The following is a 23,448-nucleotide window of genomic DNA, read 5'->3' as shown; positions in this document are numbered from 1 at the left end:
AAACGACCTTGCTCCAGGAACTGCTCTCCGGACTGCTCGCGGCCGTCGCCTACGGCGTCATCGGCACGCTGATGATGGCGCTCGGCTACCTGCTGGTGGATCTCGCCACGCCCGGCCGGTTGCGCGACCTGATCTGGGTCCGGCGGAACCCGAACGCCGCGTTGTTGCTGGTGTCCGGGCTGATCGGCGTGGGGATCATCCTCACCACGGCCATCGCCGCCAGCGCCGACGACCTCGTCGCGGGCCTCGTCGGCACCGTCGTCTACGGCCTGCTCGGGCTGGTGCTGATGAGCCTGTCGTTCCTGCTCATCGATGCCCTCACGCCCGGCAAGCTGGGTGACGAGCTGTCCTCGGAGACCTTGCACCCCGGCACCTGGGTCTCGGCCGCCGCGCACGTCGTCATCGCGATGATCATGGCCGCCGCGATCTGGTGATCCCGCCCGGTGCGGCCGGGTGCGAGCGGTTCGCACCCGGCCCTGCCCGCCCTACCCCCGACTCCGGCGAGAAAGCTGGTCGCCATGACCACCAGCGCTGAAACCCCTCCCCGCGCCGAGCAGGACGACACCCCCGCCGCACGACCCCGCGGGCGAGCGGCCCGGACCGCGGTGCTGGTGGCCGTTTTCCTGTGCGCCGCCTGCGGCTTGGTGTACGAGCTGGCACTGGTCGCGCTCGGCAGCTACCTCATCGGGGACACCGTCGGGCAGGCCTCGATCGTGCTGTCGCTGATGGTGTTCGCGATGGGCGTGGGAGCCCTCGCCGCGAAACCGTTGCAGCGCTGGGCGGCGGCCGCGTTCGCCGCGGTGGAAGTGCTGCTCGCGCTGCTCGGCGGGCTCAGCGTGCTGATGCTCTACGCCGCCTTCGCGTGGCTGAGCCTGTACACGCCGGCGCTGATCGTCACCGCCCTGGCGCTGGGCGCGCTGATCGGCGCGGAGATCCCGCTGCTGATGGTGCTGCTGCAACGCATCCGCAAGCAGGACGCGGGTTCGGCGGTGGCCGACCTGTTCGCGGCGGACTACGTGGGCGGCCTGCTCGGCGGCTTGGCGTTCCCGTTCGTGCTGCTGCCGATCTTCGGGCAGCTGCAGGGCGCACTGCTGGTCGGGCTGCTGAACGCCGCGGCGGGGCTGGGCCTGGTGCTCACGGTGTTCCGCCGCGAGTTGTCGAAGCGCGCGACACTGCTGCTGATCTCGGGATCGGTCCTGGTCGGCGGCGTGCTGGGCGGCGCTTACGTGCTCGCGGACGACTTTGAGGTCACCGCACGGCAGGCCCTGTACAAGGACCCGGTCGTGCAGTCGCTGCGCACGCCGTACCAGGAGATCGTGCTGACCGAGTCGTTCCCGCTGGAAGGCGACCCGGACACCCGGCTCTACCTCAACGGGGATCTGCAGTTCAGCTCCGTGGACGAGTACCGGTACCACGAAGCCCTGGTGCATCCGGTGCTCGACGGGCCGCGGTCGCACGTGCTGATCCTCGGCGGCGGTGACGGTCTGGCGCTGCGGGAAGTGCTGCGCTACCCGGACGTTCAGGACGTGACGCTGGTCGAGATGGATCCGGCGGTGCCGCAGCTGTCCCGCACGGATCCGCGGGTGTCGGCGCTGAACGAGCAAGCCTTCGAAGATCCGCGGGTGCACTTGGTCTCGGCGGACGCGTTCAGCTGGTTGCGGGACAACCGAACCCGCTACGACGCGGTCGTCGTGGACATGCCGGACCCGGATTCGACGGCGACGGCGAAGCTGTACTCCTCGGAGTTCTACGGCCTGGTGCGCCACGCGATGGCCGAGCACGCGCGGGTCAACGTGCAGGCCGGATCTCCGTATTTCGCACCGAAAGCGTTCTGGGCCATCGAGGCGACCATGCGCACGGCCGGGCTGGGCACCGTGCCGTACGAAGTGTCGGTGCCCAGCTTCGGCGAATGGGGCTTCCACCTGGCCACCGCCGGTCCTCCGCCGCCGCTGCGGCTACCGGCCGACGTGCCGCCGCTGCGCTCGCTGGACGACCGCACCTTGGAGGCCGCGACCGCCTTCCCGCCGGACCGAGCCCGAGTTCCCGGCCTGGAACCGTCCACGTTGATGCACCCGACGATCTTGCAGCACGCCCAGGGCGAATGGCGCAATTACTGACCTGGCTGTGGGGGCTCGTTCTGCTTTGGTGGCCGGGTGGCGGAACCTCAGGTGTCTTCTCGCTGCGGGATCTTTTTCCCGAGTGGCTCCGCCACGAGGGAAAAAGCTGTCCTCGCGAGAAGACACCTGAGAACCCGCCGGTGGTCGGCCTTTTGACGTGGGCTATGCGCTTCGCGCATCCAGGCACGGCTTCGCCGCAAAGCACGGCTTCGCCGCAGAGCACGGCTTCGCCGCGAGGCAACGGCTATCGCCGCAGAGCACGGCTTCGCCGCGAGGCAACGGCTATCGCCGCAAGGTGCGGGTTCGCCGCGAGGCGGGCTTGCTTTGCCGCCTCGGGGCTGGCGGGGCGGTGGACTTCTCGTACGGAGGCCTACGTGGCGGGAAGCCGCTGACGTTTACGGGCCGAACCAGCGTTCCTCGGCGGAGCGAGGTGGAGCCGCGGTGCTGCCGGTGATCAGCTGAGTTTCCAGCACCACGTCGCGCGGCCTGCCCGGTTCGCTGGTGTCCAGCAGCAGGCGACCGGCGGCGCGGCCCTTCTCCAACACCGGCTGCCGCACGGTCGTCAGGCTCACCCGGCCGGCGTCCTCGATGCCGTCGAAACCGGTGACCGTGAGGTCTTCCGGCACCCGCAGTCCACGGCGGCGAGCCTCGTCGAGCGCGCCCAGCGCCAGGATGTCGGAGGTGCACACGACCGCGGTGATCTCCGGGTCGATCTCCAGCAGCTGGGCCGCCGCGGACGCGCCGGATTCCGTGGTGTGGTCGAACCGCTCCACCACCGGCACCTGCGACCAGTCGACTCCGGCTTCGCTGAACGCCGCCGCGAGCGCGGTCAGCCGGGACCGCTGCACGTGGAAGCTCGCGTTCGCCTGCCGGTGCACGGAGGCGATGCCGTCGTTGCGGCCGCGCGCCAGGCGCATGCAGGACACCCCGATGCGGCGATGCCCGAGCCCGATCAGATGATCGGCGAGCACCTTCACCGCGCCCTCGTCGTCCGGGCCGACCCAGTCGAGCTGGTCGATGCGCGGCTGGTCGCAGATCACGACCGGCACCGGGCGCTCCAGCACCGCGGCCAGGTGCGGATCGTCGTCGGGCACCGAGTACACGACGAACCCGTCGACACCGGCGCGGTGCACCGAGGCGACGTCCTCGCGTTCGGGACTCGCCGGGATGAGCAGCAGTCCGTGCCCGGCGTCTTCGCAGGCCAGCGCTAGTCCTTCAAGGAAGCCTATGGCGCCGGGGTCGCGGAAGGCGTAGGAGAGGTTCTCGGTGAGCAGCAATCCGACCGCCCCTGCCTTCCGGGTGCGCAGTGAGCGCGCCACCGGATCGGGACCCGGATATCCGAGCCTGCGTGCGGTGTCGAGCACCCGCTTGCGCAGCTCCGGCGAGAGCTGATCAGGGCGGTTGTACGCGTTCGACACCGTGGTCCTGGAGACCCCGAGCTCCGCCGCGAGCGAAGCCAGCGTCGCAGGCCGTCGGGCATTCGTTGACCGAGCCATGGAGGAACCGTAACGGTTCAGTACGCAGGGGTGAAGCCGCCGAGATGCAGATCCCATTGCCGATCGGCAACGGTCACCCTCCGCGCCCGCATGATCACGCACCGAACGGTTTTCGGAAAGCAGTGACCTGAACAAGGTTAAGCGCTACGTTGTGCTTAACCCGAGTCAGTGAAAGGTGCGTCGCATATGTCTGAGGTCGCTTACGTACAGGCATCCCGTCTCTACCCCGGTAACCCGCCGGTGCGAGCGGTGGACGCACTGGATCTCCAAGTCGACGACGGTGAGTTCCTGGTGCTCGTCGGGCCGTCCGGCTCCGGCAAGTCCACCGCGCTGCGCATGCTCGCGGGCCTGGAGGACGTCGACGAAGGCTCCATCACCATCGGCGGCCAAGACGTCACCAACACTCCGCCGAAGTCCCGCGACATCGCGATGGTCTTCCAGTCCTACGCGCTGTACCCGCACATGACGGTCGCCGACAACATGGGCTTCGCCCTGAAGCTGCGCAAAACCCCGAAGGACGAGATCCGGGCCAAGGTCACCGAGGCCGCCAAGATGCTCGACCTGGAGAAGTACCTGGACCGCAAGCCCAAGGCGCTCTCCGGCGGCCAGCGCCAGCGCGTCGCCATGGGCCGCGCCATCGTGCGGGAGCCCAGCGTGTTCCTGATGGACGAGCCGCTGTCGAACCTGGACGCGAAGCTGCGCGTGGAGACGCGCGCGAACATCGCGGCACTGCAGAAGCGCCTGGCCACCACCACGATCTACGTCACCCACGACCAGGTGGAGGCCATGACGATGGGCCACCGGGTCGCGGTTCTCAAGGACGGACTGCTGCAGCAGGTCGCCAGCCCGCGCGAGCTGTACGAGAACCCGCGCAACGCGTTCGTGGCCGGATTCATCGGCTCGCCCGCCATGAACCTGAAGACGGTTCCGCTGTCGGCAGGCGGCGCCGAGCTCGACGGGCAGACGATCCCGCTGCCCCGCGCCGCGCTGTCCGCCGCGGACGGGCTCAAGGAAGTGACCTTCGGGGTGCGCCCGGAGTCGTTGAGCCTGGTCTCCGGCGAGGACGAGAAGGCCCTGGACATGGTCGTCGAGCTCGTCGAGGAGCTCGGCGCGGACGCCCTGGTGCACGGCAGCATCCAGATCAACGGCTCGCCGGAGCGGTTCGTGGTGCGCACCGACGGCCGCACGCCCCCCGCGCTGGGCCAGCAGGTGAAGGTCGCGCTGCGCGATGCGGGCGAAGTGCACCTGTTCCGCCCCGACGACGGCACCCGCCTCACCGCCTGAGTCCACCTCCGCACACCGATGCCCCCGCTCCCGGCGGGGGCATCGTGCCGCCCGGCACCGGGCGACGCCTCGCGGGCCGAGTCAACGGACCGTCCGTCCAACTAGATGAGGCAAACGGTCCGTTCACTCCCACCACACGCGATCACCGCCACGCCGCGCCGTCCCCGGAATGAAGTGAACGGACCGTTGGCCCGATCCCACTGGGCAAACGGTCCGTTCACTCACCCCGCAAGCACGCCGCCGCACCCCGCGCAGCCGCCGATCAACCCCAGCCCCTCGAAGTGAACGGACCGTTCGTCCGATCCCACTGGGCAAACGGTCCGTTCACTCACCCCGCAAGCACGCCGCCGCACCCCGCGCAGCCGCCGATCAACCCCAGCCCCTCGAAGTGAACGGACCGTTCGTCCGATCTCGTTGGACGAACGGTCCGTTCACTTCTCTCCGAAGCGGCGAGCGTTCGCTCGGGCGGGCGGCTGCGGCGAGGAGCCGCGGACGATAATGCGAAGCGTTGTCATGTTCACACCGGCCAGCTCACCCGTTCGGTGGTTCAGGCCGGATGGCGCGGCGTACGCTGCACATGACAACGGTTTCCGTTTGCTGTCGTCGCCGGCCCCGGCCCCCGACGTCCCCACCACACGGTGCGTCCCCGAGGAGTGCGTTCATGACCGTCTTCACCCGACGTGCCCGCCGCGGCGGCACGGCGCTCGCCGGCCTCGCGGTCGTCGCGTTGACCGCCGGCGCCTGCGGCACGGGCGCCGACGAGGCCGCGACCGACGGCAAGCTCACGGTCGTGGCCACCACGAACGTCTGGGCGGGCGTCGCACAGGCCGTCGGCGGCCCGAACGTCAGCGTCGAGTCGATCATCGACGACCCCGCGGCGGACCCGCACTCCTACGAGAGCAGCCCGCAGGACGCGGCGAAGGTCGGCGAAGCCGACCTGGTGCTGCTCAACGGCGGCGGCTACGACGAGTTCGCCGAGCAGATCCTCACCGGCACCGGCGCGGACAAGCCGACCGTGCAGGCCGTCGAAGGTGGCCACGAGCACGCGGAGGAGCAGGCCCCGGGGCACGACCACGACCACGGCCACGAGCACGAGCACGAGCACGAAGGCGACCACGCCGAGACCCCGGCCGGACACTCCGACGACCACGCCGAGACCCCCGCCGGGCACTCCGACGAGCACGCCGGGCACGACCACTCGACGAACGAGCACGTCTGGTACGACCTGCACGTGGTCCGCGAGACCGCCGACCGCGTCGCCGAGGAGCTCGGCAAGATCCAGCCCGACCAGGCGCAGGTGTTCCGCGACAACGCCGCCCGCTTCGGCGAGCAGATCGGCGGCCTGGAAGGCCGCGTCGAGCAGATCGCGGCCGCCGAGCGAGGCAAGAAGGTCATCGTCACCGAACCCGTGGCGCACTACCTCGTGGAAGCCGCCGGGCTCACCGACATCACCCCGCCGTCGTTCGTGAACTCCGTCGAAGCGGGCAACGACCCGTCCGCCGCCGCCGTCGCGGAGATCCAGAACGCGGTGAACTCCCGGCAGGCCGCCGCGGTGATCTACAACCCGCAGACCGAGTCCCCGGTCACCGAATCGGTCCGCAAGACCGCGGAGCAGAATCAGACCCCGGTCGTCGAGATGACCGAGACCCTGCCGCAGGATCAGGACTACGTGCAGTGGATGGACGGCCAGATCTCGGCGCTGCAGGCGGCGCTGTCCGGCCGTCCCTGAACCGGCTCCCGGTGAGTCAGCGGCTCACCGGGGTCGAATCCCGAACGCCCCACCACTGATCCGAGAGCCACCGTGGAACCCAGCACCGACACCGCAGCATCGGACGTCGCCATTCCGACCGCCTCCGGCCGGGATCCGGCGGTCCGGCTGCGTGAAGCCAGCCTCGCCTACGGACCCCGCGTCCTGTGGGACCGGCTCGACCTGGACGTGCATCCCGGCGAGTTCCTGGCCGTGCTGGGTCCGAACGGCTCCGGCAAGACGAGCCTGCTGCGCGTGCTGCTCGGGTTGCAGCCGCTCAGCGGCGGCGAGGTGCGCGTCGCGGGCGAACCGGTGCGGCGCGGCAGTTCCCGCATCGGCTACATCCCGCAGCAACGTTCGGTGGACCCGACGCTCACCGTCCGCGGCAGCGACCTGGTGGGGCTCGGCTTGGACGGGCACCACTGGGGCGTGGGTTTCCGGCGGCGCAAGGACCGCAAGCAGCGCGTCGAGCGAGCGTTGCACTCGGTGGAGGCCGCCGAGTACGCGCGGATGCCGCTGGGTCTGCTCTCCGGCGGTGAGCAGCAGCGGCTCCGGGTTGCGCAGGCGCTGGTGGGTGAGCCGGACGTGCTGCTGTGCGACGAGCCGCTGCTGTCCTTGGACCTCGCGCACCAGCGCAACGTGAGCAGGCTGATCGCCCGGCAGGCCAAGGAGACCGAGGCCGCGGTGCTGTTCGTGACGCACGAGATCAACCCGGTGCTGCCGCTGGTCGACCGGATCCTGTACCTGGTCGACGGCCGGTTCCGGATCGGCACCCCGGACGAGGTGATGACCTCGGCGACGCTCTCGGAGCTGTACCGCTCCGATGTCGAGGTGGCGCGCGTCGGCGGCAGGCTCGTCGTCACCGGCACCGACGAAGTCGATCACCACCACTGCGCCGCGGAGACCTCATGAACACCCTGACCGAGGCCCTCGGCCGGTTCTTCGACTTCGAGCTGACGGCCGATCTGCTCGGTTATCCGTTCGTGCAGCAGGCGCTGCTGGCGGCGGCCGCGCTGGGCCTGGTGTCGGGCGCGCTGGCTCCGCTGGTGGTGGCGCGGAAGATGTCGTTCGCCGTGCACGGCACCGCGGAGCTCGCGTTCACCGGCGCGGCGGCGGCGCTGCTGTTCGGCGCGAGCGTCGGCGTGGGCGCGCTCGGTGGCGCGGTGGTCGCCGCGCTGCTGCTCGGTTTCCTGGGGCAGCGCGGCGGTGAGCGGGACTCGGTGATCGGCGCGATCCTCTCGTTCGGCCTGGGGCTGGGCGTGCTGCTGCTGTGGATGAACCCGGAGCGCACCGCGAACAAGTTCAGCCTGCTCATCGGTCAGATCGTCGGTGTCGATTCGGCTGACGTGGCGCTGCTGACGGGGAGCGCGGCGGCGGTGCTGCTGGTGCTGGCCGTGGTGTACCGGCCGCTGCTGTTCGCCAGCGTCGATCCCGATGTCGCGGCCGCTCGCGGGGTGCCCGCTCGGCTGCTCACGCCGCTGTTCGCGGTGCTGGTCGGCGTGGCGACCGCGCTCGGCGTGTACACGGTGGGGGCGCTGCTGGTGCTCGCGCTGATGGTCACGCCAGGAGCGGCGGCCGCGCGGGTCACGGCGAGCCCGCTGCTGTCCACGGTGCTGGCGGTGGTGTTCGCCGAGGTCGCGGTGCTGGGCGGCATCGTGCTGTCGCTGGCGCCCGGCGCCCCGGTGAGCGCGTTCGTGACGATCCTGTCGTTCGTGATCTACCTGGTGTGCCGCGCCGTCGGCAACGTCCGCCTCCGCCGAGCCGCCCGCACCCCGACGCCCGCCGCGGCCTGAGCGGTTCCATCCGAGTCCAACGGCACGGGCGCGACGAGTCCGCCGCCCGCAGGCTGAGCAGATGTTCTCGTCCGAGGCATCGCGCCGGGGCCTGCTGCGCAGTGCGGCGACGAACGTGCTGGCCGTCGCGTTGAGCACCGCGGTGTACTTCGTGCTGCCGCTTGGCGTGTTCGACGTGGTGAGCACGTGGGCCTTCGTTTCCGCGTTCGCGCTCGGCATCGCCGTCGTGGCGACGGTGATCGTGCGGCAGGTGCGGCGGTTCCGCTCCGGCGGCGTGGCGCTGACCGGGGTGCTCACGTCGCTGTACCTGGCGGTGTTGTTCTTCGCGGCGGTCTACACCGGGATCAGCGCGCATTGGCCGGGGTCGATCGCGTCGCTGAGCACCAAGGTCGATGCGCTGTACTTCGCATTGTCGATCACCAGCACCGTCGGTTTCGGCGATGTGCACGCCGTTTCCCAGTCCGCTCGGCTGGCCGTGGGCATCCACCTGATCTTCAACTTGGGTTTCCTCGGCGTCGCGATCGCGGCGGTCCGCACCGCTGCCTCGCGCTGAACACCACGCGCCCGGGTGGCCGTCGTGACGTGCGATCGCCGCAGCCACGCCGTCCGGTCGGTACCGCTCAGCGGGGGTCGGCGGCGAGGATCGCGCCGACCTGGTCGGCCACGACCGGGTCGAGCAGGTCGTAGCGCCCGCCGGAGACGAACCGCTCGGAGAGCTCGAAGGTCACCACGTCGCCCTCCGCGAGCAGCGCCCCCGCCTCCTGCGGCTGCTTCGCGATCTCCTCCGGGTGCACGATGGAGATGTCGCTGAACGTCGCCGCGAGGTACGGGCTGGCGAACTGGCTGAACGAGTCGCCCACCATCCGGGTCGGCACGTCGACCATGCCAGGTTTCGGCTCCGATTCCAGCCGCAGCGGCTCGTGGAAGTCGCTCGGCCGGAAGCTGGTGTTGTCCGCGCCGCCGTCGGGTGCCAGCGAGTACGCCCGGATCGGCACGGTGCGGTCCTGCCCGAGCTGGTCCGGAATGTCGGCGGAGTGCGGATATTCCCTGCTGGGCAGCAGTTTCCAGCCCGCCGTGCTGCCCGGTCGCAGCTGTTCGGCGAGCTGGTAGACCATCGTGATGCCGCCTTCGTGGGTCCAGTGCGTGTCGATGTCGTGGTAGATGGCCCGCCCGTTGCGGTCGGCGGCCTCCTGCAGCGGTTCCCGCATGTCCACCGCGCCGGTGGCGTTCGGCAGCCGCCGCCAGAACTCCTGCCGGGCCTGCGACGAGCATGCCTGGCCCGCGTAGTTCTCCGGCAGGTTCGCCGGGTACATCGTCGACTTGTCCGGCGCGATGACCAGCTGGAACCGCCGCCCGGACGCCTCGACGACGCTGCGCCACCGCCGCAGCCCCGAGATCACGTCGTCCAGGCTCCGCTTCGGCGTGCACGGGTACGCCACGTCGTGCCCGAGGTACAGCCAACCCGCCTTGCCCTCGATGACCTTCGGGAACACGTTCTCGTTCAGCGGCGGGCGCGGTTGCTGCTGGTCGCTGCCGGTGCCGACCGGCGAGCTGTGGGCGCCGGATTCCAGCCGAGCCTGCTCCCCGAACACGCCCTGGCTGATGCCGTGCACCGACCGGACGGCGGCCCCGCGGAACGGCAGGTTCTCGGCGGCCCACGGACTCAGCCCGGTCAGGAATCCCCAGCCCTCGGTGATGCCGGGGAATTCCGCGAGCGGCCGGTTGTCCAGCTGTTCGGCCCGCGCCCCGAACAGCCAGGTGGTGGCGGGCGCGGTGAGGAACAGCAGCGCGCACACCAGCGCGGTGAGCTGCCGTCTGCCGTGCCGTGGCCGGTGCATCGGGTGTTCGCGCGGCAGCCACGACTCGTGGACCGCAGGTAACTCCGTGGGTTCCGTCCGGGACACGCCGCTCACGTTAGCCAACCCCGCATCCGCCCGTACCCGATTCCACGAGGAGGCGGCGACCAGCACCCGCACCTCGTCCAGCGATCAACGCTCACCCGAAAACGCCACCTCAGAATTGGTAGTACAGGAACGGGCTGAAGGACCCCGTCGCGACCAGCAGGCCCGAGTAGGCGAGGCCGGCGGTCATGACTCCGATGCGCAGCGCGTTGGCGGAGCGGGAACGCACGGACTCCAGGAACGGGCCGGTGCCGGTCGACGCGGGCAGGGCCACCACGACGAGCGCCACCAGCAGGAAGAACACCCGCTGGTGCGTCACGGAGGCCGCGACGATGTCGGTGAGCCCGGACAGGTCCGGCAGCACCATGTGGCCGATCATCGTGAACGCCGTGCCCACGTCCGGCGCGCGGAAGAACACCCAGCCCACGACGACCAGCAGCAGCGTCACCGCCCGCCTGCCGAGCACCGCCCAGCGGCCCGCCGGAGCGGAATCCTGTCCGGTCGCGCGCTCGATCACCAGCATCGCGCCGTGGAACAACCCCCACACCAGGTACGTCCACGCCGCGCCGTGCCAGAACCCGGTGAGCACGAAGATGATCGTCAGGTTCAGATAGGTCCGGCCCACACCACGACGGTTGCCGCCGAGCGGGATGTAGACGTAGTCGCGGAACCAGCGCGACAGCGACATGTGCCAGCGCCGCCAGAACTCGGTGACCGTCACCGAGGAGTACGGGCGGGCGAAGTTCTCCGGCAACCGGAACCCGAGCATCCGACCTAACCCGATCGCCATGTCGGAGTAGCCGGAGAAGTCGAAGTACAGCTGCACCGTGTAGCCGATGGCGCCGAGCCAGGCCACGGCGAAGCTCATGTCACTCGCCGGGGTCGCGAAGCAGGCGTCGACCATGGGGGCGAGCGTGTCGGCGACGACGACCTTCTTCGTCAGCCCCCACGCGAACCGGGGAAATCCGGCGGCGATGTCGTCGAGCCGGTGCGTGCGGGGTTGCGGCAGCTGGTCGGCGATCTCCCGGTAGCGCACGATCGGGCCGGCCACCAGCTGCGGGAACATCGCGATGTAGGTGACGAAGGCGACGGGGTTGCGCAGCGCGGGACGCTCGCCGCGGTACACGTCGACCACGTAGGAGATGTGGTGGAACGTGTAGAAGGAGATCCCGATCGGCAGCGCCAGTTGCAGCACCGGGAAGTCGCCGCCGAACCACCGCCCCAGCGTCGCGAGCTGTTCGGTGGCGAAACCCGCGTACTTCCACATCACCAGGATCAGCAGGTTGAACGAGATGGCGCCGATCAGGACGGTCCTGCGATGCGGCCGCGGCTCCCACTCGCCGGGTTCCAGGGCGCGTCCGGCGAAGAAGTTCACCACGATGCACGCCAGCAGCAGCAAGGTCGTGCCGCCCGCTCCGCTGGCGTAGAACACCAGGCTGGCGACGGCGACGATGCTGTTGCGCGCGGACCTGGGTGCGATGAGCACCGCCACCAGCACTACCGGCAGGAAGTACCAGAGGAACAGCGGAGTCGAAAAGTACATCGGTGATGGGCCTCGCGGTGCTGGGAGGCCCCGGCCTCCCGATCGTGTCGAGTTCGGAGCCTAGCCGAGCGGTGCGCCGCGCTTGCCTCGAATGGTTCAGCTCGAACCGCGTACAGGCACCGGTCCCGTTTCCTACTCTGGGGTTCATGACCGCTCCGCCCCCGCCGGGCTGGTACCCGGATCAAGCCGACCCGCGCTACGTGCGCTGGTGGGACGGCAGGCAGTGGACCCCGCACGTCCAGCCCGCACGACCACCGCAGCCACCTCGACCGGCGCCGGGCGGCCCGCAGCCCGGACGGCCGGGCCAGGGTGACGCCTCCCCCATCGAACTCGCCCTCGGTGGGACCGGGGACTCCGATTCCGTGCGCCACCAGGCACAACAGCAGGCCGGGGTCGGCGGCACCGTCGCCGGTGGCGGCGGCACCTTGTTCAGCGAGCCCGTCCTGGTGATCAACCAGAAGGCGAAGCTGATCGAGATGGCCAACGAGTACGCCGTCTACGACCAGCACGGCGGACAGCTCGGCTCGGTGGTGCAGACGGGGCAGAGCGGCGCGCAGAAGGCGCTGCGGCTGTTCACGAAGCTCGACGCGCTGATGACGGTGCGGCTGGAGATCAGGGACGCTCACGGCGCACCGGTGCTCACGATGAACCGCCCGGCGACGCTGTGGAAGTCGACCGTCCACGTCCAGCGCCCCGACGGGAACCCGGTCGGCGACATCCGGATGGAGAACGTCTTCGGGAAGCCGCGGTTCGTCTTCGAGGCAGGTGGGCAGCGCCTCGGCGGCATCGCCGCCCAGAACCTGCGGGCCTGGGACTTCAAGGTGATCGACGCGCAGGACGAGCACATCGGCCAGATCAGCAAAACCTGGCAGGGCCTGGGCAAAGCCATGTTCACCACGGCCGACAACTACGTCCTGCAGCTGCACCGCCCACTACCGGACCCACTGCTCAGCCTCGTCGTAGCAGCAGCACTCACAATCGACACGACATTGGGCCAAGCCCAGAAGTGATCTGCAAACCGGCCGTGGCAACAGCAAAGCCATGCAATCGGCGGCGAAGCCCGCCAAGGGCAAGCGAAGCAAAGCCTGCCTTACGACCAAAGGCCGCGCCTCGCAGCAAAGCCATGCAGTCGGCGGCGAAGCCCGCGAAGGGCGGGCGAAGCCACGCCTGCCTTGCGGCCGAAGGCCGTGCCTGTATGTGCGAAGCACATAGCCCACGTCAAGAAAACGACCACCGGCGGGTTCTCAGTGAGCCTCTCGCGAGGACAGCTTTTTCCCTCGTGGCGGAGCCACTAGGGAAAAAGATCCCGCAGCGAGAGGCTCACTGAGGTTCCGCCACCCGACCCCCAAGCCAAACGACCGGGCGGGAATCAGCGACTAAAAGTCCGCACCCGCCGACGGCGAGCTACCTCGGACAAGACGACCCCCGCCGCAACCGAAGCGTTCAACGACTCCACCTGCCCCGCCATCGGGATCGACACCGTCTGGTCACAGGTGTCCCGAACCAGACGGGACAGTCCACGCCCTTCCGACCCGACGACCACGACCAGCGGCCCGGTCGCCAGCTCCAGCTCATCGGAGGTGACGTCGGCGTCGGCGTCGAGCCCGACCACCATCAGCCCCTCCGACTTGAGGTCCTTGAGCGTCCGCGTCAGGTTCACCGCCATCGCCACCGGCAGCTGCGCGGCCGTGCCCGCGCTGGTGCGCCAGGCCACGGCCGTGATTCCGGCGCTGCGCCGCTGCGGGAGGATCACGCCGTGCGCGCCGAAGGCGGCCGCCGAACGGATCACCGCACCGAGGTTGCGCGGGTCGGTCACCCCGTCCAGCGCCACCAGCAGCGGCGGCATCCCGGAGTCGCGGGCGTGCGTCAGCACGTCCTCCGGGTGCGTGTACTTGTACGGCGGCACCTGCAGGGCGATGCCCTGGTGCAGCGCGCCACCGGTGATCCGGTCCAGCTCGGTGCGCGGCACGTCGACCACCGAGATGCCCTTGTCGGACGCGTTGCGCACGGCGTCCTTGACGCGGTCGTCGGTGTCGATGCCCTGCGCCACGTACAGCCCGGTGGCGGGCACGCCCGCGCGGAGGCATTCGGCGACCGGGTTGCGCCCGGCGACGAGCTCCGGCAGTTCACGCTGCTCGCGCTGCCTGCGGTTCTGCTGGTCGGCTTTCGCCTTGGCGGCGTCCGCCCGCTTCTTCGCGGGGTGCGGGACGCGGTCCTTGGCCTTCGGCGTCGGCCCCTTGCCTTCGAGTCCTTTTCGACGCTGGCCGCCGGAGCCCTTCACCATGCCCTTCTTGGTGCCCGGCTTGCGGGTAGCCCCACGGCGCTTGTCGTTGCCTGCCAACGTTCGTTCACCCGTCCTTGAGTGTCCACAGCGGACCGTCGGGTGTGTCCTCGACGGCGACGCCGGAAGCCAGCAGCCGGTCCCGCAGCAGGTCGGCGGTGGCGAAGTCGCGCTCCGCCCGAGCCTTCTGCCGCTGCTCCAGCAGGCCGTCCACCAGCTCTGTCAGTGCCCGGCGCGCGCCGTCGTCGGCACCTGATTCCTCGGCCCACTGCGGGGCGAGGGGGTCCAGGCCGAGCACATCGGTCATGGTGCGCACCGAGGCCGCCGCGGTGCGCGCGGTCTGATCGTCACCGTTGTCGAGCGCGGCGTTGCCCTCGCGGATCGTGTTGTGCACGGCGGCGACCGCCTGCGGCGTGGACAGGTCGTCGTCCATGGCCGCCACGAATTCGGGGCACACGTCGCCGTGTTCCACGCCGCCGGTGCGTTGGGCGACGCGGCGCACGAAGGATTCGATGCGCCGGTAGGTCGAGATCGCTTCCTGCAACGCTTCCTCGGAGAACTCCAAGGTCGAGCGGTAGTGCGGGCCGACCAGGTAGTACCGCAGTTCGCTGGCGCGGGCGCGCTGCAGCACCGCGGGAATGCTCATCGTGTTGCCGAGCGACTTCGACATCTTCTCGCCGCTCATGGTCACCCAGGCGTTGTGCAACCAGTACCGCGCGAACGGGTCGCCGGCGGCGTTGGACTGCGCGAGTTCGTTCTCGTGGTGCGGGAACACCAGGTCCAGGCCGCCGCCGTGGATGTCGAACTCGCCGCCCAGGTAGTAGGTGGCCATCGCCGAGCACTCGAGGTGCCAGCCGGGGCGCCCGTCGCCCCACGGCGTCGGCCAGCTCGGCTCACCGGGCTTGGCGCCCTTCCACAACGTGAAGTCCCGCGGGTCGCGCTTGCCGCCCGCGGCGGACTCGCCCTGCTGCACCTCGTCGAGGCGCTGGCCGGAGAGGCGTCCGTACTCCTCGCTGAACGAGCCGACGGAGAAGTACACGTCGCCGCCCGCGGAGTAGGCGTGGCCCTTGTCGATGAGCCGCTGGATCAGCTCCACCATCTGGCCGATGTGCCCGGTCGCGCGCGGCAGCGCCGACGGCGGCAGGCATCCGAGCTGGTCGTAGGCCTTCTCGAAGGCGCGTTCGTGCGTGGCGGCCCACTCCCACCAGGGGCGCCCCGCCTCATCGGCCTTCATGATGATCTTGTCGTCGATGTCGGTCACGTTGCGGACCAGCCGCACGTCGTAACCGGTGTGTCGCAGCCAGCGGCGCAGCACGTCGAAGTTGAGCCCGCTGCGCACGTGCCCGATGTGCGGCACGCCCTGCACGGTGGCCCCACAGACATAGATCGACGCCACTCCGTCGCAGCGCGGGTGGAATTCGCGCGTCGTGCGGGTCGCGGTGTCATGTAGGTGCAGGCTCACGCCTCGATGGTACGGGGATACCTCGATCGTGAACCACGACAGGGGGCTTCTCGTCAAGGCTTCGCGGGCGGGCGCTCCCTGACCGAACCGACTAGTCGATCACGATTCGCTCGTGGCCGCGGGCAGCACACCGTGCTCGGCGACCGCCGCGAGCAGCGCATCCGGGCGTTGCGCGGTGGGCAGCGGTTCCACGATGGACACCGCGCAGCCGACCGCGGCGGCACCGCCGTCGGCCTCCTCGCTGTCGCCGATCATGAGCGCTTCCTCCGGCGCCACCCCGATCCGCTCGCAGGCGCGCAGAAACAGCTTCGGGTCCGGCTTGATCACGCCTTCGACGTAGGACATGAGGTACTCGTCGACCAGGTCCAGCACGCCGAGCTTCGCGAACGCCGGGCGGATGTCGAAGGCGATGTTGCTGATCACGCCGATCAGCACGCCCGCATCGCGCAACTTGCGCAGCACCTCAGCGGTGTCGGGGTAGGGAGTCCAGGACAGCGGATCGATCAGCCGGCCGTAGAGCACCTCGGCCTGCTCGGCGGTGCCGACCCCGGACAGGCGCAGCACTTCGAGGTTCGATTTGCGGTGCATCGCGGGGTCGAGGTCGCGCTGGTCCCAGGCGTCCCGGAACTCCGGCTCCATCCGCACCACGTTGCCGGTCGGCGCGGTGAGCCTGCGCAGCATTTCGGTCTGCGCCTCCACGTTCAGCGGGTCTCCGCTGCCGTCGGTGAGCCCGGCCAGCCAGGTCTCGTCCTGTTCCAACCGGAACAACGTGCCGGAGTAATCGAAGAACACCGCGCGCAGGCTCACGGAACCCACCGTACGGGCAACGGCCGACGCGGTCCGCAGATCGCGGCCGAGCTCACGCCGCGATCGTCGGCACCGAACCGGCGAGCACCTCCGTGCTCGCCGGTTCGGTCAGCAGTGGCGGGCGTCTTCTCGGTATATCGGGGCGACGATTCCGAACACGCACGAGGCGGTGCTGAGCCAGAGGATGACGGCGGCCAGGCTGAGCGCGGCGGGACCGCCACCCGCCCACAACAGCAGCGAACAGGGCCAAGCGATCATGGGCTGGCCGACGATGGCCCTTCTCGCCCAACGGTTACGTTCGATCACCATGCGTCGAGCATGACCCCAGGTGAGCGGCACGGCCAGGGTGCATACCCCGAGCTTTCCCCGACTTATCCCCCTGGTGGGGAGAAATTAACCGAACCCGCAGGTCAAGCCGCCGAGAAGAGCAATGCGGTGGCCACTGCGGCGATACCTTCGCCGCGGCCGGTCAGGCCGAGCCCGTCACTGGTCGTGCCGGACACCGACACCGGCGCCCCGAGCACCTCGGAGAGCACCCGCTGCGCCTCGTCCCGGCGCTTGCCGATGCGCGGCGCGTTGCCGATCACTTGCACCGTGGCGTTGCCGACCTGGTACCCGGCCGCGGTGACTCGGGAGAGCACTTCGGTGAGCAGTTCCGCTCCGTGCGCCCCGGCCCACCGGTCGTCGCCGGTGCCGAACACGGCGCCCAGATCGCCGAGTCCCGCTGCCGAGAGCAGCGCGTCGCACAACGCGTGCGAGGCGACGTCGCCGTCGGAGTGCCCGCTGCACCCGTCGACTCCGGGCCACAGCAGCCCCGCGATCCAGCACTCGCGGCCGGCTTCCACGGGGTGCACGTCGACGCCCTGCCCGATCCTCGGCAGTGGTCCGGTCACCGGGGTTCTCCGATCGGTTCGACGGCCAGCACCGACTCGGCGACCGCCAAGTCGAACGCGGTGGTGATCTTCAATGCGTGCGGATGCCCCGGCACGGTGCGCACTTCGCCACCGATCCGTTCGACGAGCCCGGCGTCGTCGGTGGCGGCATCGCCCGCCGCGTCGTAGGCGGCGCGGAGCGTGTCGAGGCTGAAACCTTGCGGAGTCTGGACGCTGCGCAGCTGCGACCGGTCGACGGTGGCGGTGACCGAGCCCGCCGCGTCGACCTGCTTGATCGTGTCGGCGACCGGGAGCACCGGGATCACCGCGGAGGCGCCGGCGCGCACGGCGTCCACCACATCGGTGATCACGATCGCCGGGGTGAACGCACGTGCCGCGTCGTGCACCAGCACCACTTCGGCGTCGGGCACGACGCGTTCGGTGACCGCGAGCGCGAGGCGGACCGATTCGGTGCGATCCGCACCGCCGGGCACCACGTGCACCACGGCCGGGTCGAATTCGCCGAGGTCGCGTTCGACGACGTCCACCTGATCGGGCGGAGCCGCGACGATCACGTGGTGCACGCGGCCGGAGTCCAGCAGACCGCGGACCGCGCGCACCAGTAAAGACTCACCCGAAACCGGCACCAGCGCTTTCGGCATTCCGGCACCGAGGCGCACGCCGCGCCCGGCGGCCGGAACGAGGGCCACCACTTTCACGTTGAGCAGGACCCGCCGATCACACTGCCGTGGCGAGAACTTCGTCCAGCAGGGACTCGGCCTTGCCTTCGTCGGTCCCTTCGGCCAGCGCCAATTCGCTGACCAGTATTTGCCTGGCCTTGGCCAACATGCGCTTTTCACCCGCGGACAGCCCACGGTCCTTTTCGCGCCGCCAGAGGTCGCGCACCACTTCGGCCACCTTGTTCACATCGCCGGAGGCGAGTTTCTCCACGTTGGCCTTGTACCGCCGGGACCAGTTAGTCGGTTCCTCGGTATGCGGGGCGCGCAGCACATCGAAGACTCGATCGAGACCCTCTTGACCGACCACGTCCCGAACACCGACGATCTCGGCGTTGTCAGCGGGAACACGAACGGTCAAATCACCTTGCGCGACCTTGAGGACGAGGTACTGCTTCTCCTCGCCCTTGATCACACGGGTCTCGATTGCTTCGATGAGCGCGGCGCCGTGATGCGGGTAGACGACGGTCTCTCCGACCTTGAAAACCATGTGTCCTCTGCCCCTTTCGCTGTGCCCAGCTTAGCATGCACGGCAACCGAGCTCCGACCGGCTCCCAGGTGTCGTCGCAGGTCAGGACGCGATCGGGGGTTGACAAACAACCTCCGGACATGCATCCGGAGGGTTACCCCAGCCCCCATTTGATCCACTATGGACACCCTCCGAACACGGTTCACGACACGGGAGCGGGAGCCGATGTGGGGTCTGCCTACTGGTCACGGGAACCGGACCATTAAGCTCCATCGCGGTCGTCCGGCTATCAGGAAGGACACTGCCACCGTGAGCCGCCCTCAGCACCACACCTTTCGCGTGCGGTTGACCTCGGCCGCCCTCGGCCTGGGTGCCGTCGTCGCACTCGCCGGCTGCAGCGCGGGTCAGGTCACCGAGACCGACACGCAGGTTGCCGCCGTCGCCGGCGGCAGCGGAGACGCCAACGGCATCGGCGTCCGCAACGCGACGCTGTCCTTCCCGGAGAGCGGATCCCGCTACCCCGCCGGTTCGTCCGCCCCGCTCGCGGGCGTGCTGATCAACGACACCGGCGAACTGGACCGGCTCGTGCAGGTCACCAGCACCTACGCGAACTCGGTCGAGGTCGGCCAGGAGCGGACCCTGCCCTCGCGGTCCGCACTGCACGCTTACGGCGCGGAGGACGTCCAGGCCGGTGGCACCCAGCAGCGCGAGGTCTCGATCACGCTGAAGGGGCTCACCCAGGACATCACGCCCGGCGTGACGGTCCCGGTGACCTTCGTCTTCGAAAAGGCCGGCCCGGTCACCGTGCAGGTCCCGATCGGCGAAGACTCGACCCCCCGCCCCGACACCGGCGGCGAAGAGTCGCACCACTGACCTCCGACGCCCCCAGCGTCACCCGAAGGCCGCCCACGGGCGGCCTTCGGCATTTCCAAGATCGCCCGGCACCCCAGAGCCACCCGTGAAGCCCCTCCGGTGCCCCTGACTTTTCGATCTTTCGATCGGTTGATCAGTTGATCGTTGTCTTCTCAGCGGCGAAGCCGATGACCAGTGACCGGCTAGAGCAAAACGACCACCGGCGGGTTCTCGGCGGCTTCCTCGCGAGGACAGCGATTTCGCTGTGCACGGCACACATGAGAAATCGATCCCGCAGCGAGGAAGCCGCTGAGGTTCCGCTACCAGATCCAGCACGCAGCCCGCTCTGCAAAGCCCCCCGAAAGACACGCGAGCGAATGTCGGCACCGAACCCAGTCGGGGCCAACGGATAGCCTCGTGATCGTGCCTGCCAAGAATGGTCGTGTCGCCCGGCCCGCCTTCCGTTGCGCCGAATGCGGCCACGAGGTCGCCAAGTGGGTCGGCCGCTGCCCGAAGTGCCACGAGTGGAACACCATGGACGAGGCGGCCCCGGCCAAACCCGCGCTCGCGAAGATGGCCCCGGCGACGCCGTCGACCTCCGCCCGCCCGATCGGCGAGGTCGATTTGGACTCGGCGCGGGCGGTGGCGACGGGCATCGCGGAGCTGGACCGGGTGCTCGGCGGCGGCATCGTTCCCGGCGCGGTGATGCTGCTGGCCGGTGAGCCCGGTGTCGGCAAGTCGACCCTGCTGCTGGAGGTCGCGCACCGCTGGGCCGCGGCGCGCACCGGCGGCCCGTCGCTGTACATCACCGGCGAGGAATCGGCCGGTCAGGTGCGGTTGCGCGCGGAGCGCACCGATTCGCTCGACCCGGAACTGTTCCTGGGTTCGGAGAACGACCTGTCCGCGGTGCTCGGCCACGTCGAGGCGATCAAGCCGGGGCTGCTGATCGTGGACTCGGTGCAGACGGTGCAGTCCCCGGAGGTGGACGGCACTCCCGGCGGGGTGACCCAGGTCCGGGCGGTGACGTCCGGGCTGGTGGCGCTGGCGAAGGAACGCGGGTTGCCGGTGGTGCTGGTGGGGCACGTGACCAAGGACGGCGCGGTCGCGGGGCCGCGCGCGTTGGAGCACTTGGTGGACGTGGTGCTCAACTTCGAGGGCGATCGGCATTCCTCGCTGCGAATGCTGCGCGGCATCAAGAACCGGTTCGGCCCGGCCGACGAGGTGGGCTGCTTCGAGCAGCGCGACGACGGCATCGCGGAGGTCACCGATCCGTCGGGGCTGTTCCTGAACCGGCAGGAGGCGGCGGTGCCGGGCACCGCGGTCACGGTGATGGTGGAGGGCAAGCGCCCGCTGCTGGCCGAGGTGCAGGCGTTGGTGGCTCCGACGCAGATGCAGATCCCGCGCCGCGCGGTCAGCGGGCTGGATTCGGCTCGGGTGTCGATGACGCTGGCGGTGCTGGACAAGCGCGGCCGGATTCGCACCGGGGAGAAGGAAGTGTTCGCCGCGACGGTGGGCGGCATGAAGGTCACCGAGCCCGCTGCGGACCTGGCCGTCGCCTTGGCCATCGCGTCGTCCTCGCTGGACGTCCCGCTGCCGCCGAACATGGTGGTGATCGGTGAGGTCGGGCTGGCCGGGGAGATCCGCCGGGTGAGCGCGGTGGGACGGCGGCTCGCGGAGGCCGCGCGGCTGGGGTTCGACCGGGCGCTGGTGCCGCCGGATTCGGGCAGGCTTCCGTCCGGCATCAAGGCGACCGTGGTGCCGGATCTGCAGACGGCGCTGAAATCGCTGCGGTCCCGCTGATTCCGGATCCGGGATCCGCACCCGGATGCCGAAGCGGCACGCGACTCAACCGGTGATCTTGAAGGGGGCCGGTTGGCTGACCAGGCCGTCCAGGCGGGCTCCCACCACGTAGTCGCCCGCGGTGGCGGTGTCGCGTTCGGCGGCGCACTGGCGGGGTGTGGCGCCGCGGGTGGAGGCGACTCCGGTCCATTCGATCTCGTTGCGGATCGACTTGCCCGGTTCGAGCAGCGGGCGCTCGTTGGTGGTTTCGACGTGGCAGTCGTTGCTCGACCAGAACCGGGTTCCGTCCGATGTGGACACGACGATTTCGCGGAGCGTGCGACTGGTGTCGCGGACGCAGGGCGTCGAGCTCGCGTTGGTGAGGATCATGCGCAGCGCGATCGGCTCCCCGGTCGAGTTGGTGGCGCGGACGGGTTCGGCGGCGAGCCGGAGGTCCTGATCCGCGCACGGCGGCGGGGGCGGCGGGGCCGCGGGGGCGGCGGTTGAGCCGGTGGCGGCGCGGCCTGCGGGGCGGGCGCGGCGGCGCGATCCGGGATCAGGGCACCCGCCAGAACGGTGACTCCCCACAGCGTCAGGGCGGTGACCAGCACGATCACGCCGATCGCCAATGCGCGGCGACGCCAGTACACCTCGCGGGGAAGCGGTCCGATGGGGTCCAGCACGGTCCGACACTAACTCGTCGATACCGCCGAACAGCTCAACGTGAACACACCCGATCAGGTGCTTTGATCCTGATGATCAGTCGCCCGCAGTAGCCCCTTCGAGTGATCTTAGGCTGCTTCGCGTCGCCGTGAGGGTGCCGGCAGCCGCCTCGTCGCGTGCTGGCAGGATCGAAGCCGAGATGACGACGATCACCTGGGACCCCACCGAACTCATCGACTGGTTCGCGGCCGAAGCCCGCCCGCTGCCGTGGCGCGCGGCCGGTGTCACCGGCTGGGGCGTGCTGGTCAGCGAGACCATGCTCCAGCAGACGCCGGTGAACCGGGTCGCCCCGATCTGGCAGGAGTGGATGGCGCGCTGGCCGCGACCGTCCGACCTCGCCGCCGCCTCGCAGGCCGAGGTGCTGCGCGCCTGGGGCAAGCTCGGCTATCCGCGCCGGGCGCTGCGGCTGCACGAGGCCGCGGGCGCGATCGCGGCGGAGCACGGCGACGTCGTTCCGTCCGATGTGGACACACTGCTGGCGCTGCCGGGCATCGGCGCCTACACGGCGCGGGCGGTGGCGGCGTTCGCCTACGGCCTGCGAGCTCCGGTGGTGGACACGAACGTTCGCCGCGTCGTGGCCCGCGCCGTGCACGGCGCCGGAGACGCGGGGCCGCCGTCGACGAAGCGCGACCTGGCCGACGTGGACGCGCTGCTGCCCGCCGACGACACGAGTGCGGCGCGGTTGTCGGCGGCGCTCATGGAGCTCGGGCAGGTGGTGTGCACGGTCCGCTCACCCGCGTGCGAGCGCTGCCCGATCGCGGCGGAGTGCGCGTGGCAGCACGCCGGTCGCCCGGCGTACGCGGGGCCTGCGAAGAAGGTGCAGAAGTTCGCGGGCACCGACCGGCAGGTGCGCGGCAAGCTGCTCGACGTGCTGCGCGGCTCGGAGGGGCCGGTGCCGCGCGCCAGTCTCGACGCCGTGTGGCAGGACGCCGGGCAGCGCGATCGCTGCCTGGACTCGCTGCTGGTGGACGGATTGCTGGAACAGACCGAGGACGGCCGGTTCGCGCTGCCCGGTGAGCACTGAGCGGCCTCTTCCCGGCCGGAGGGCGGAATCATGGCGCAGACGCTGACCGTGTTCTTCGACGACGCGACCGAGACCAGGCTGCGCGCGCTGCGCGATTCCCTGGACGCGGCGGACGTTCCGGTGGCCGCGGGCCGGCCGAGCGTGACGCTGGCTTCGGCGAGCGCGATCCCCGCGACGACCCGCAAGGCGTTGCGCGCGGAACTCGGCGCGCTGTTCCTCCCGGACCTGTGGTTCTACACGCTGGGCACGTTCCCCGGCGAGGACGCGGTGCTGCTGCTGACGGCCGTGGTGGACGCGGAACTGCTGGCGGTGCATTCGGCGGTGCACGACGTGCTGGCGGGCAAGGTGACGAACCCGTCGGCGTACTACTTCCCCGGCGCCTGGATCCCGCACTGCGCGCTCACCCCGGTGCTCGGCGGGGATGTGCTCACCGCCGGGTTCGCCGCGTTGCGGTCGGTCGCTCCGGTTCGGGCCGCGGTGTCCGAGGTCGCCGTGCTCGATTCCCGCACCGGCGACGCCGAGGTCCTCGTATCGCGGTGAGCAAGCCCCGGAACGGGTGAT

24 protein-coding genes are annotated in these 23,448 nt (G+C 70.1%); 12 read left to right on the top strand and 12 right to left on the bottom strand.

Translation table 11 applies throughout. The annotated features are described in order from the left end of the window. Positions 1 to 8: 8 nt before the first annotated feature. Positions 9 to 434 carry a DUF350 domain-containing protein gene (locus H2Q94_RS01760; RefSeq protein WP_243791293.1) on the top strand — a complete coding sequence of 142 codons (426 nt, stop codon included), beginning with the start codon at positions 9 to 11 and terminating at the stop codon, positions 432 to 434. Between the two features lie 84 nt (positions 435 to 518). After that, a complete protein-coding gene (locus tag H2Q94_RS01755) occupies positions 519 to 2,117 on the top strand; it encodes a polyamine aminopropyltransferase (protein ID WP_243791290.1) in 1,599 nt (532 codons plus the stop codon). A gap of 395 nt (positions 2,118 to 2,512) precedes the next feature. Here H2Q94_RS01755 and H2Q94_RS01750 read toward each other — a convergent pair whose 3' ends face one another. Continuing rightward, positions 2,513 to 3,613 carry a LacI family DNA-binding transcriptional regulator gene (locus H2Q94_RS01750; protein ID WP_243791288.1) on the bottom strand — a complete coding sequence of 367 codons (1,101 nt, stop codon included), beginning with the start codon at positions 3,611 to 3,613 and terminating at the stop codon, positions 2,513 to 2,515. A gap of 186 nt (positions 3,614 to 3,799) precedes the next feature. On the opposite strand from H2Q94_RS01750, the gene H2Q94_RS01745 reads away from it, so the two are divergent. The 5 genes from H2Q94_RS01745 to H2Q94_RS01725 all read left to right on the top strand — a co-directional run bounded on the left by H2Q94_RS01745 (position 3,800) and on the right by H2Q94_RS01725 (position 8,990). Then, positions 3,800 to 4,897 carry an ABC transporter ATP-binding protein gene (locus H2Q94_RS01745; protein ID WP_243791286.1) on the top strand — a complete coding sequence of 366 codons (1,098 nt, stop codon included), beginning with the start codon at positions 3,800 to 3,802 and terminating at the stop codon, positions 4,895 to 4,897. Between the two features lie 661 nt (positions 4,898 to 5,558). Then, positions 5,559 to 6,626: a metal ABC transporter solute-binding protein, Zn/Mn family gene (locus H2Q94_RS01740; protein WP_243791284.1), complete on the top strand. Its 1,068-nt coding sequence runs from the start codon at positions 5,559 to 5,561 to the stop codon at positions 6,624 to 6,626. A gap of 111 nt (positions 6,627 to 6,737) precedes the next feature. Next, positions 6,738 to 7,556, top strand: a complete 819-nt coding sequence (locus tag H2Q94_RS01735; RefSeq protein WP_243795474.1) for a metal ABC transporter ATP-binding protein — start codon at positions 6,738 to 6,740, stop codon at positions 7,554 to 7,556. Next, entirely contained in the window at positions 7,553 to 8,437 is an 885-nt protein-coding gene (locus H2Q94_RS01730; RefSeq protein ID WP_243791282.1) for a metal ABC transporter permease, read from the top strand. The genes H2Q94_RS01735 and H2Q94_RS01730 overlap by 4 nt, the downstream gene beginning before the upstream one ends. Before the next feature lie 61 nt (positions 8,438 to 8,498). Continuing rightward, positions 8,499 to 8,990: an ion channel gene (locus H2Q94_RS01725; RefSeq protein ID WP_243791280.1), complete on the top strand. Its 492-nt coding sequence runs from the start codon at positions 8,499 to 8,501 to the stop codon at positions 8,988 to 8,990. A gap of 67 nt (positions 8,991 to 9,057) precedes the next feature. On the opposite strand, the gene H2Q94_RS01720 is transcribed toward H2Q94_RS01725, so the two are convergent. Beyond that, the gene (locus H2Q94_RS01720; protein WP_243791278.1) at positions 9,058 to 10,341 is read right to left on the bottom strand and encodes an alginate O-acetyltransferase AlgX-related protein; all 1,284 of its coding nucleotides are present in this window, start codon (positions 10,339 to 10,341) and stop codon (positions 9,058 to 9,060) included. A 109-nt stretch (positions 10,342 to 10,450) separates the two neighbouring features. Continuing rightward, positions 10,451 to 11,881 (bottom strand): MBOAT family O-acyltransferase, encoded by a 1,431-nt coding sequence (locus H2Q94_RS01715; protein ID WP_243791276.1) that lies wholly within the window; start codon positions 11,879 to 11,881, stop codon positions 10,451 to 10,453. Between the two features lie 146 nt (positions 11,882 to 12,027). Between H2Q94_RS01715 and H2Q94_RS01710 the strand changes: the two genes are divergently transcribed. Further along, positions 12,028 to 12,891: an LURP-one-related family protein gene (locus tag H2Q94_RS01710; RefSeq protein ID WP_243791274.1), complete on the top strand. Its 864-nt coding sequence runs from the start codon at positions 12,028 to 12,030 to the stop codon at positions 12,889 to 12,891. 359 nt (positions 12,892 to 13,250) lie between these two features. Here H2Q94_RS01710 and rlmB read toward each other — a convergent pair whose 3' ends face one another. From rlmB to H2Q94_RS01675, 7 genes are all read right to left on the bottom strand, one after another. After that, positions 13,251 to 14,222, bottom strand: a complete 972-nt coding sequence (rlmB, locus tag H2Q94_RS01705; RefSeq protein ID WP_243791271.1) for a 23S rRNA (guanosine(2251)-2'-O)-methyltransferase RlmB — start codon at positions 14,220 to 14,222, stop codon at positions 13,251 to 13,253. Positions 14,223 to 14,229: 7 nt separating this feature from the next. Next, positions 14,230 to 15,624, bottom strand: coding sequence for a cysteine--tRNA ligase (gene cysS / locus H2Q94_RS01700; protein ID WP_243791269.1), 1,395 nt, complete (start codon positions 15,622 to 15,624; stop codon positions 14,230 to 14,232). Between the two features lie 99 nt (positions 15,625 to 15,723). Next, positions 15,724 to 16,431: an HAD family hydrolase gene (locus tag H2Q94_RS01695; RefSeq protein ID WP_243791266.1), complete on the bottom strand. Its 708-nt coding sequence runs from the start codon at positions 16,429 to 16,431 to the stop codon at positions 15,724 to 15,726. A gap of 108 nt (positions 16,432 to 16,539) precedes the next feature. Next, positions 16,540 to 16,740, bottom strand: a complete 201-nt coding sequence (locus tag H2Q94_RS01690; protein WP_243791264.1) for a hypothetical protein — start codon at positions 16,738 to 16,740, stop codon at positions 16,540 to 16,542. Between the two features lie 101 nt (positions 16,741 to 16,841). Then, positions 16,842 to 17,324, bottom strand: coding sequence for a 2-C-methyl-D-erythritol 2,4-cyclodiphosphate synthase (gene ispF, locus H2Q94_RS01685; RefSeq protein ID WP_243791262.1), 483 nt, complete (start codon positions 17,322 to 17,324; stop codon positions 16,842 to 16,844). After that, entirely contained in the window at positions 17,321 to 18,022 is a 702-nt protein-coding gene (ispD, locus tag H2Q94_RS01680) for a 2-C-methyl-D-erythritol 4-phosphate cytidylyltransferase (RefSeq protein ID WP_243791259.1), read from the bottom strand. The genes ispF and ispD overlap by 4 nt, the downstream gene beginning before the upstream one ends. Positions 18,023 to 18,041: 19 nt before the next feature. Next, positions 18,042 to 18,530: a CarD family transcriptional regulator gene (locus H2Q94_RS01675; protein WP_184483481.1), complete on the bottom strand. Its 489-nt coding sequence runs from the start codon at positions 18,528 to 18,530 to the stop codon at positions 18,042 to 18,044. Positions 18,531 to 18,818: 288 nt separating this feature from the next. Between H2Q94_RS01675 and H2Q94_RS01670 the strand changes: the two genes are divergently transcribed. Continuing rightward, entirely contained in the window at positions 18,819 to 19,382 is a 564-nt protein-coding gene (locus H2Q94_RS01670) for a copper chaperone PCu(A)C domain-containing protein (protein ID WP_243791257.1), read from the top strand. 402 nt (positions 19,383 to 19,784) lie between these two features. Then, positions 19,785 to 21,161, top strand: a complete 1,377-nt coding sequence (gene radA / locus H2Q94_RS01665) for a DNA repair protein RadA (protein ID WP_243791255.1) — start codon at positions 19,785 to 19,787, stop codon at positions 21,159 to 21,161. A gap of 45 nt (positions 21,162 to 21,206) precedes the next feature. Here radA and H2Q94_RS01660 read toward each other — a convergent pair whose 3' ends face one another. Next, positions 21,207 to 21,530: a hypothetical protein gene (locus H2Q94_RS01660; RefSeq protein WP_243791252.1), complete on the bottom strand. Its 324-nt coding sequence runs from the start codon at positions 21,528 to 21,530 to the stop codon at positions 21,207 to 21,209. After that, on the bottom strand, positions 21,527 to 21,823 hold the full coding sequence (locus H2Q94_RS01655) for a hypothetical protein (protein WP_243791250.1): 297 nt from the start codon (positions 21,821 to 21,823) through the stop codon (positions 21,527 to 21,529). Before H2Q94_RS01655 ends, H2Q94_RS01660 begins: the two co-directional genes overlap by 4 nt. A 179-nt stretch (positions 21,824 to 22,002) precedes the next feature. Between H2Q94_RS01655 and H2Q94_RS01650 the strand changes: the two genes are divergently transcribed. Both H2Q94_RS01650 and H2Q94_RS01645 read left to right on the top strand, forming a co-directional pair. Further along, positions 22,003 to 22,887 (top strand): HhH-GPD family protein, encoded by an 885-nt coding sequence (locus H2Q94_RS01650; protein ID WP_309501111.1) that lies wholly within the window; start codon positions 22,003 to 22,005, stop codon positions 22,885 to 22,887. Between the two features lie 30 nt (positions 22,888 to 22,917). Then, positions 22,918 to 23,427 carry a 2'-5' RNA ligase family protein gene (locus H2Q94_RS01645; RefSeq protein WP_243791248.1) on the top strand — a complete coding sequence of 170 codons (510 nt, stop codon included), beginning with the start codon at positions 22,918 to 22,920 and terminating at the stop codon, positions 23,425 to 23,427. The last annotated feature ends 21 nt before the right edge of the window (positions 23,428 to 23,448 follow it).

This window comes from Saccharopolyspora gloriosae (assembly GCF_022828475.1).
Lineage (GTDB): Bacteria > Actinomycetota > Actinomycetes > Mycobacteriales > Pseudonocardiaceae > Saccharopolyspora_C > Saccharopolyspora_C gloriosae_A.
The sequence above is the reverse complement of the archived record's forward strand: the minus strand, read 5'-3'. Positions and strand labels throughout refer to the sequence as shown.

Coding starts and splice junctions, on each gene's coding strand:
- H2Q94_RS01755 (WP_243791290.1), top strand. CDS start 519: ATGACCACCAGCGCTGAAACCCCTCCCCGCGCCGAGCAGGACGACACC.
- H2Q94_RS01750 (WP_243791288.1), bottom strand. CDS start 3,613: ATGGCTCGGTCAACGAATGCCCGACGGCCTGCGACGCTGGCTTCGCTC.
- H2Q94_RS01745 (WP_243791286.1), top strand. CDS start 3,800: ATGTCTGAGGTCGCTTACGTACAGGCATCCCGTCTCTACCCCGGTAAC.
- H2Q94_RS01740 (WP_243791284.1), top strand. CDS start 5,559: ATGACCGTCTTCACCCGACGTGCCCGCCGCGGCGGCACGGCGCTCGCC.
- H2Q94_RS01730 (WP_243791282.1), top strand. CDS start 7,553: ATGAACACCCTGACCGAGGCCCTCGGCCGGTTCTTCGACTTCGAGCTG.
- H2Q94_RS01725 (WP_243791280.1), top strand. CDS start 8,499: ATGTTCTCGTCCGAGGCATCGCGCCGGGGCCTGCTGCGCAGTGCGGCG.
- H2Q94_RS01715 (WP_243791276.1), bottom strand. CDS start 11,881: ATGTACTTTTCGACTCCGCTGTTCCTCTGGTACTTCCTGCCGGTAGTG.
- H2Q94_RS01710 (WP_243791274.1), top strand. CDS start 12,028: ATGACCGCTCCGCCCCCGCCGGGCTGGTACCCGGATCAAGCCGACCCG.
- H2Q94_RS01690 (WP_243791264.1), bottom strand. CDS start 16,740: ATGGTGATCGAACGTAACCGTTGGGCGAGAAGGGCCATCGTCGGCCAG.
- H2Q94_RS01675 (WP_184483481.1), bottom strand. CDS start 18,530: ATGGTTTTCAAGGTCGGAGAGACCGTCGTCTACCCGCATCACGGCGCC.
- H2Q94_RS01660 (WP_243791252.1), bottom strand. CDS start 21,530: ATGATCCTCACCAACGCGAGCTCGACGCCCTGCGTCCGCGACACCAGT.
- H2Q94_RS01650 (WP_309501111.1), top strand. CDS start 22,003: ATGACGACGATCACCTGGGACCCCACCGAACTCATCGACTGGTTCGCG.
- H2Q94_RS01645 (WP_243791248.1), top strand. CDS start 22,918: ATGGCGCAGACGCTGACCGTGTTCTTCGACGACGCGACCGAGACCAGG.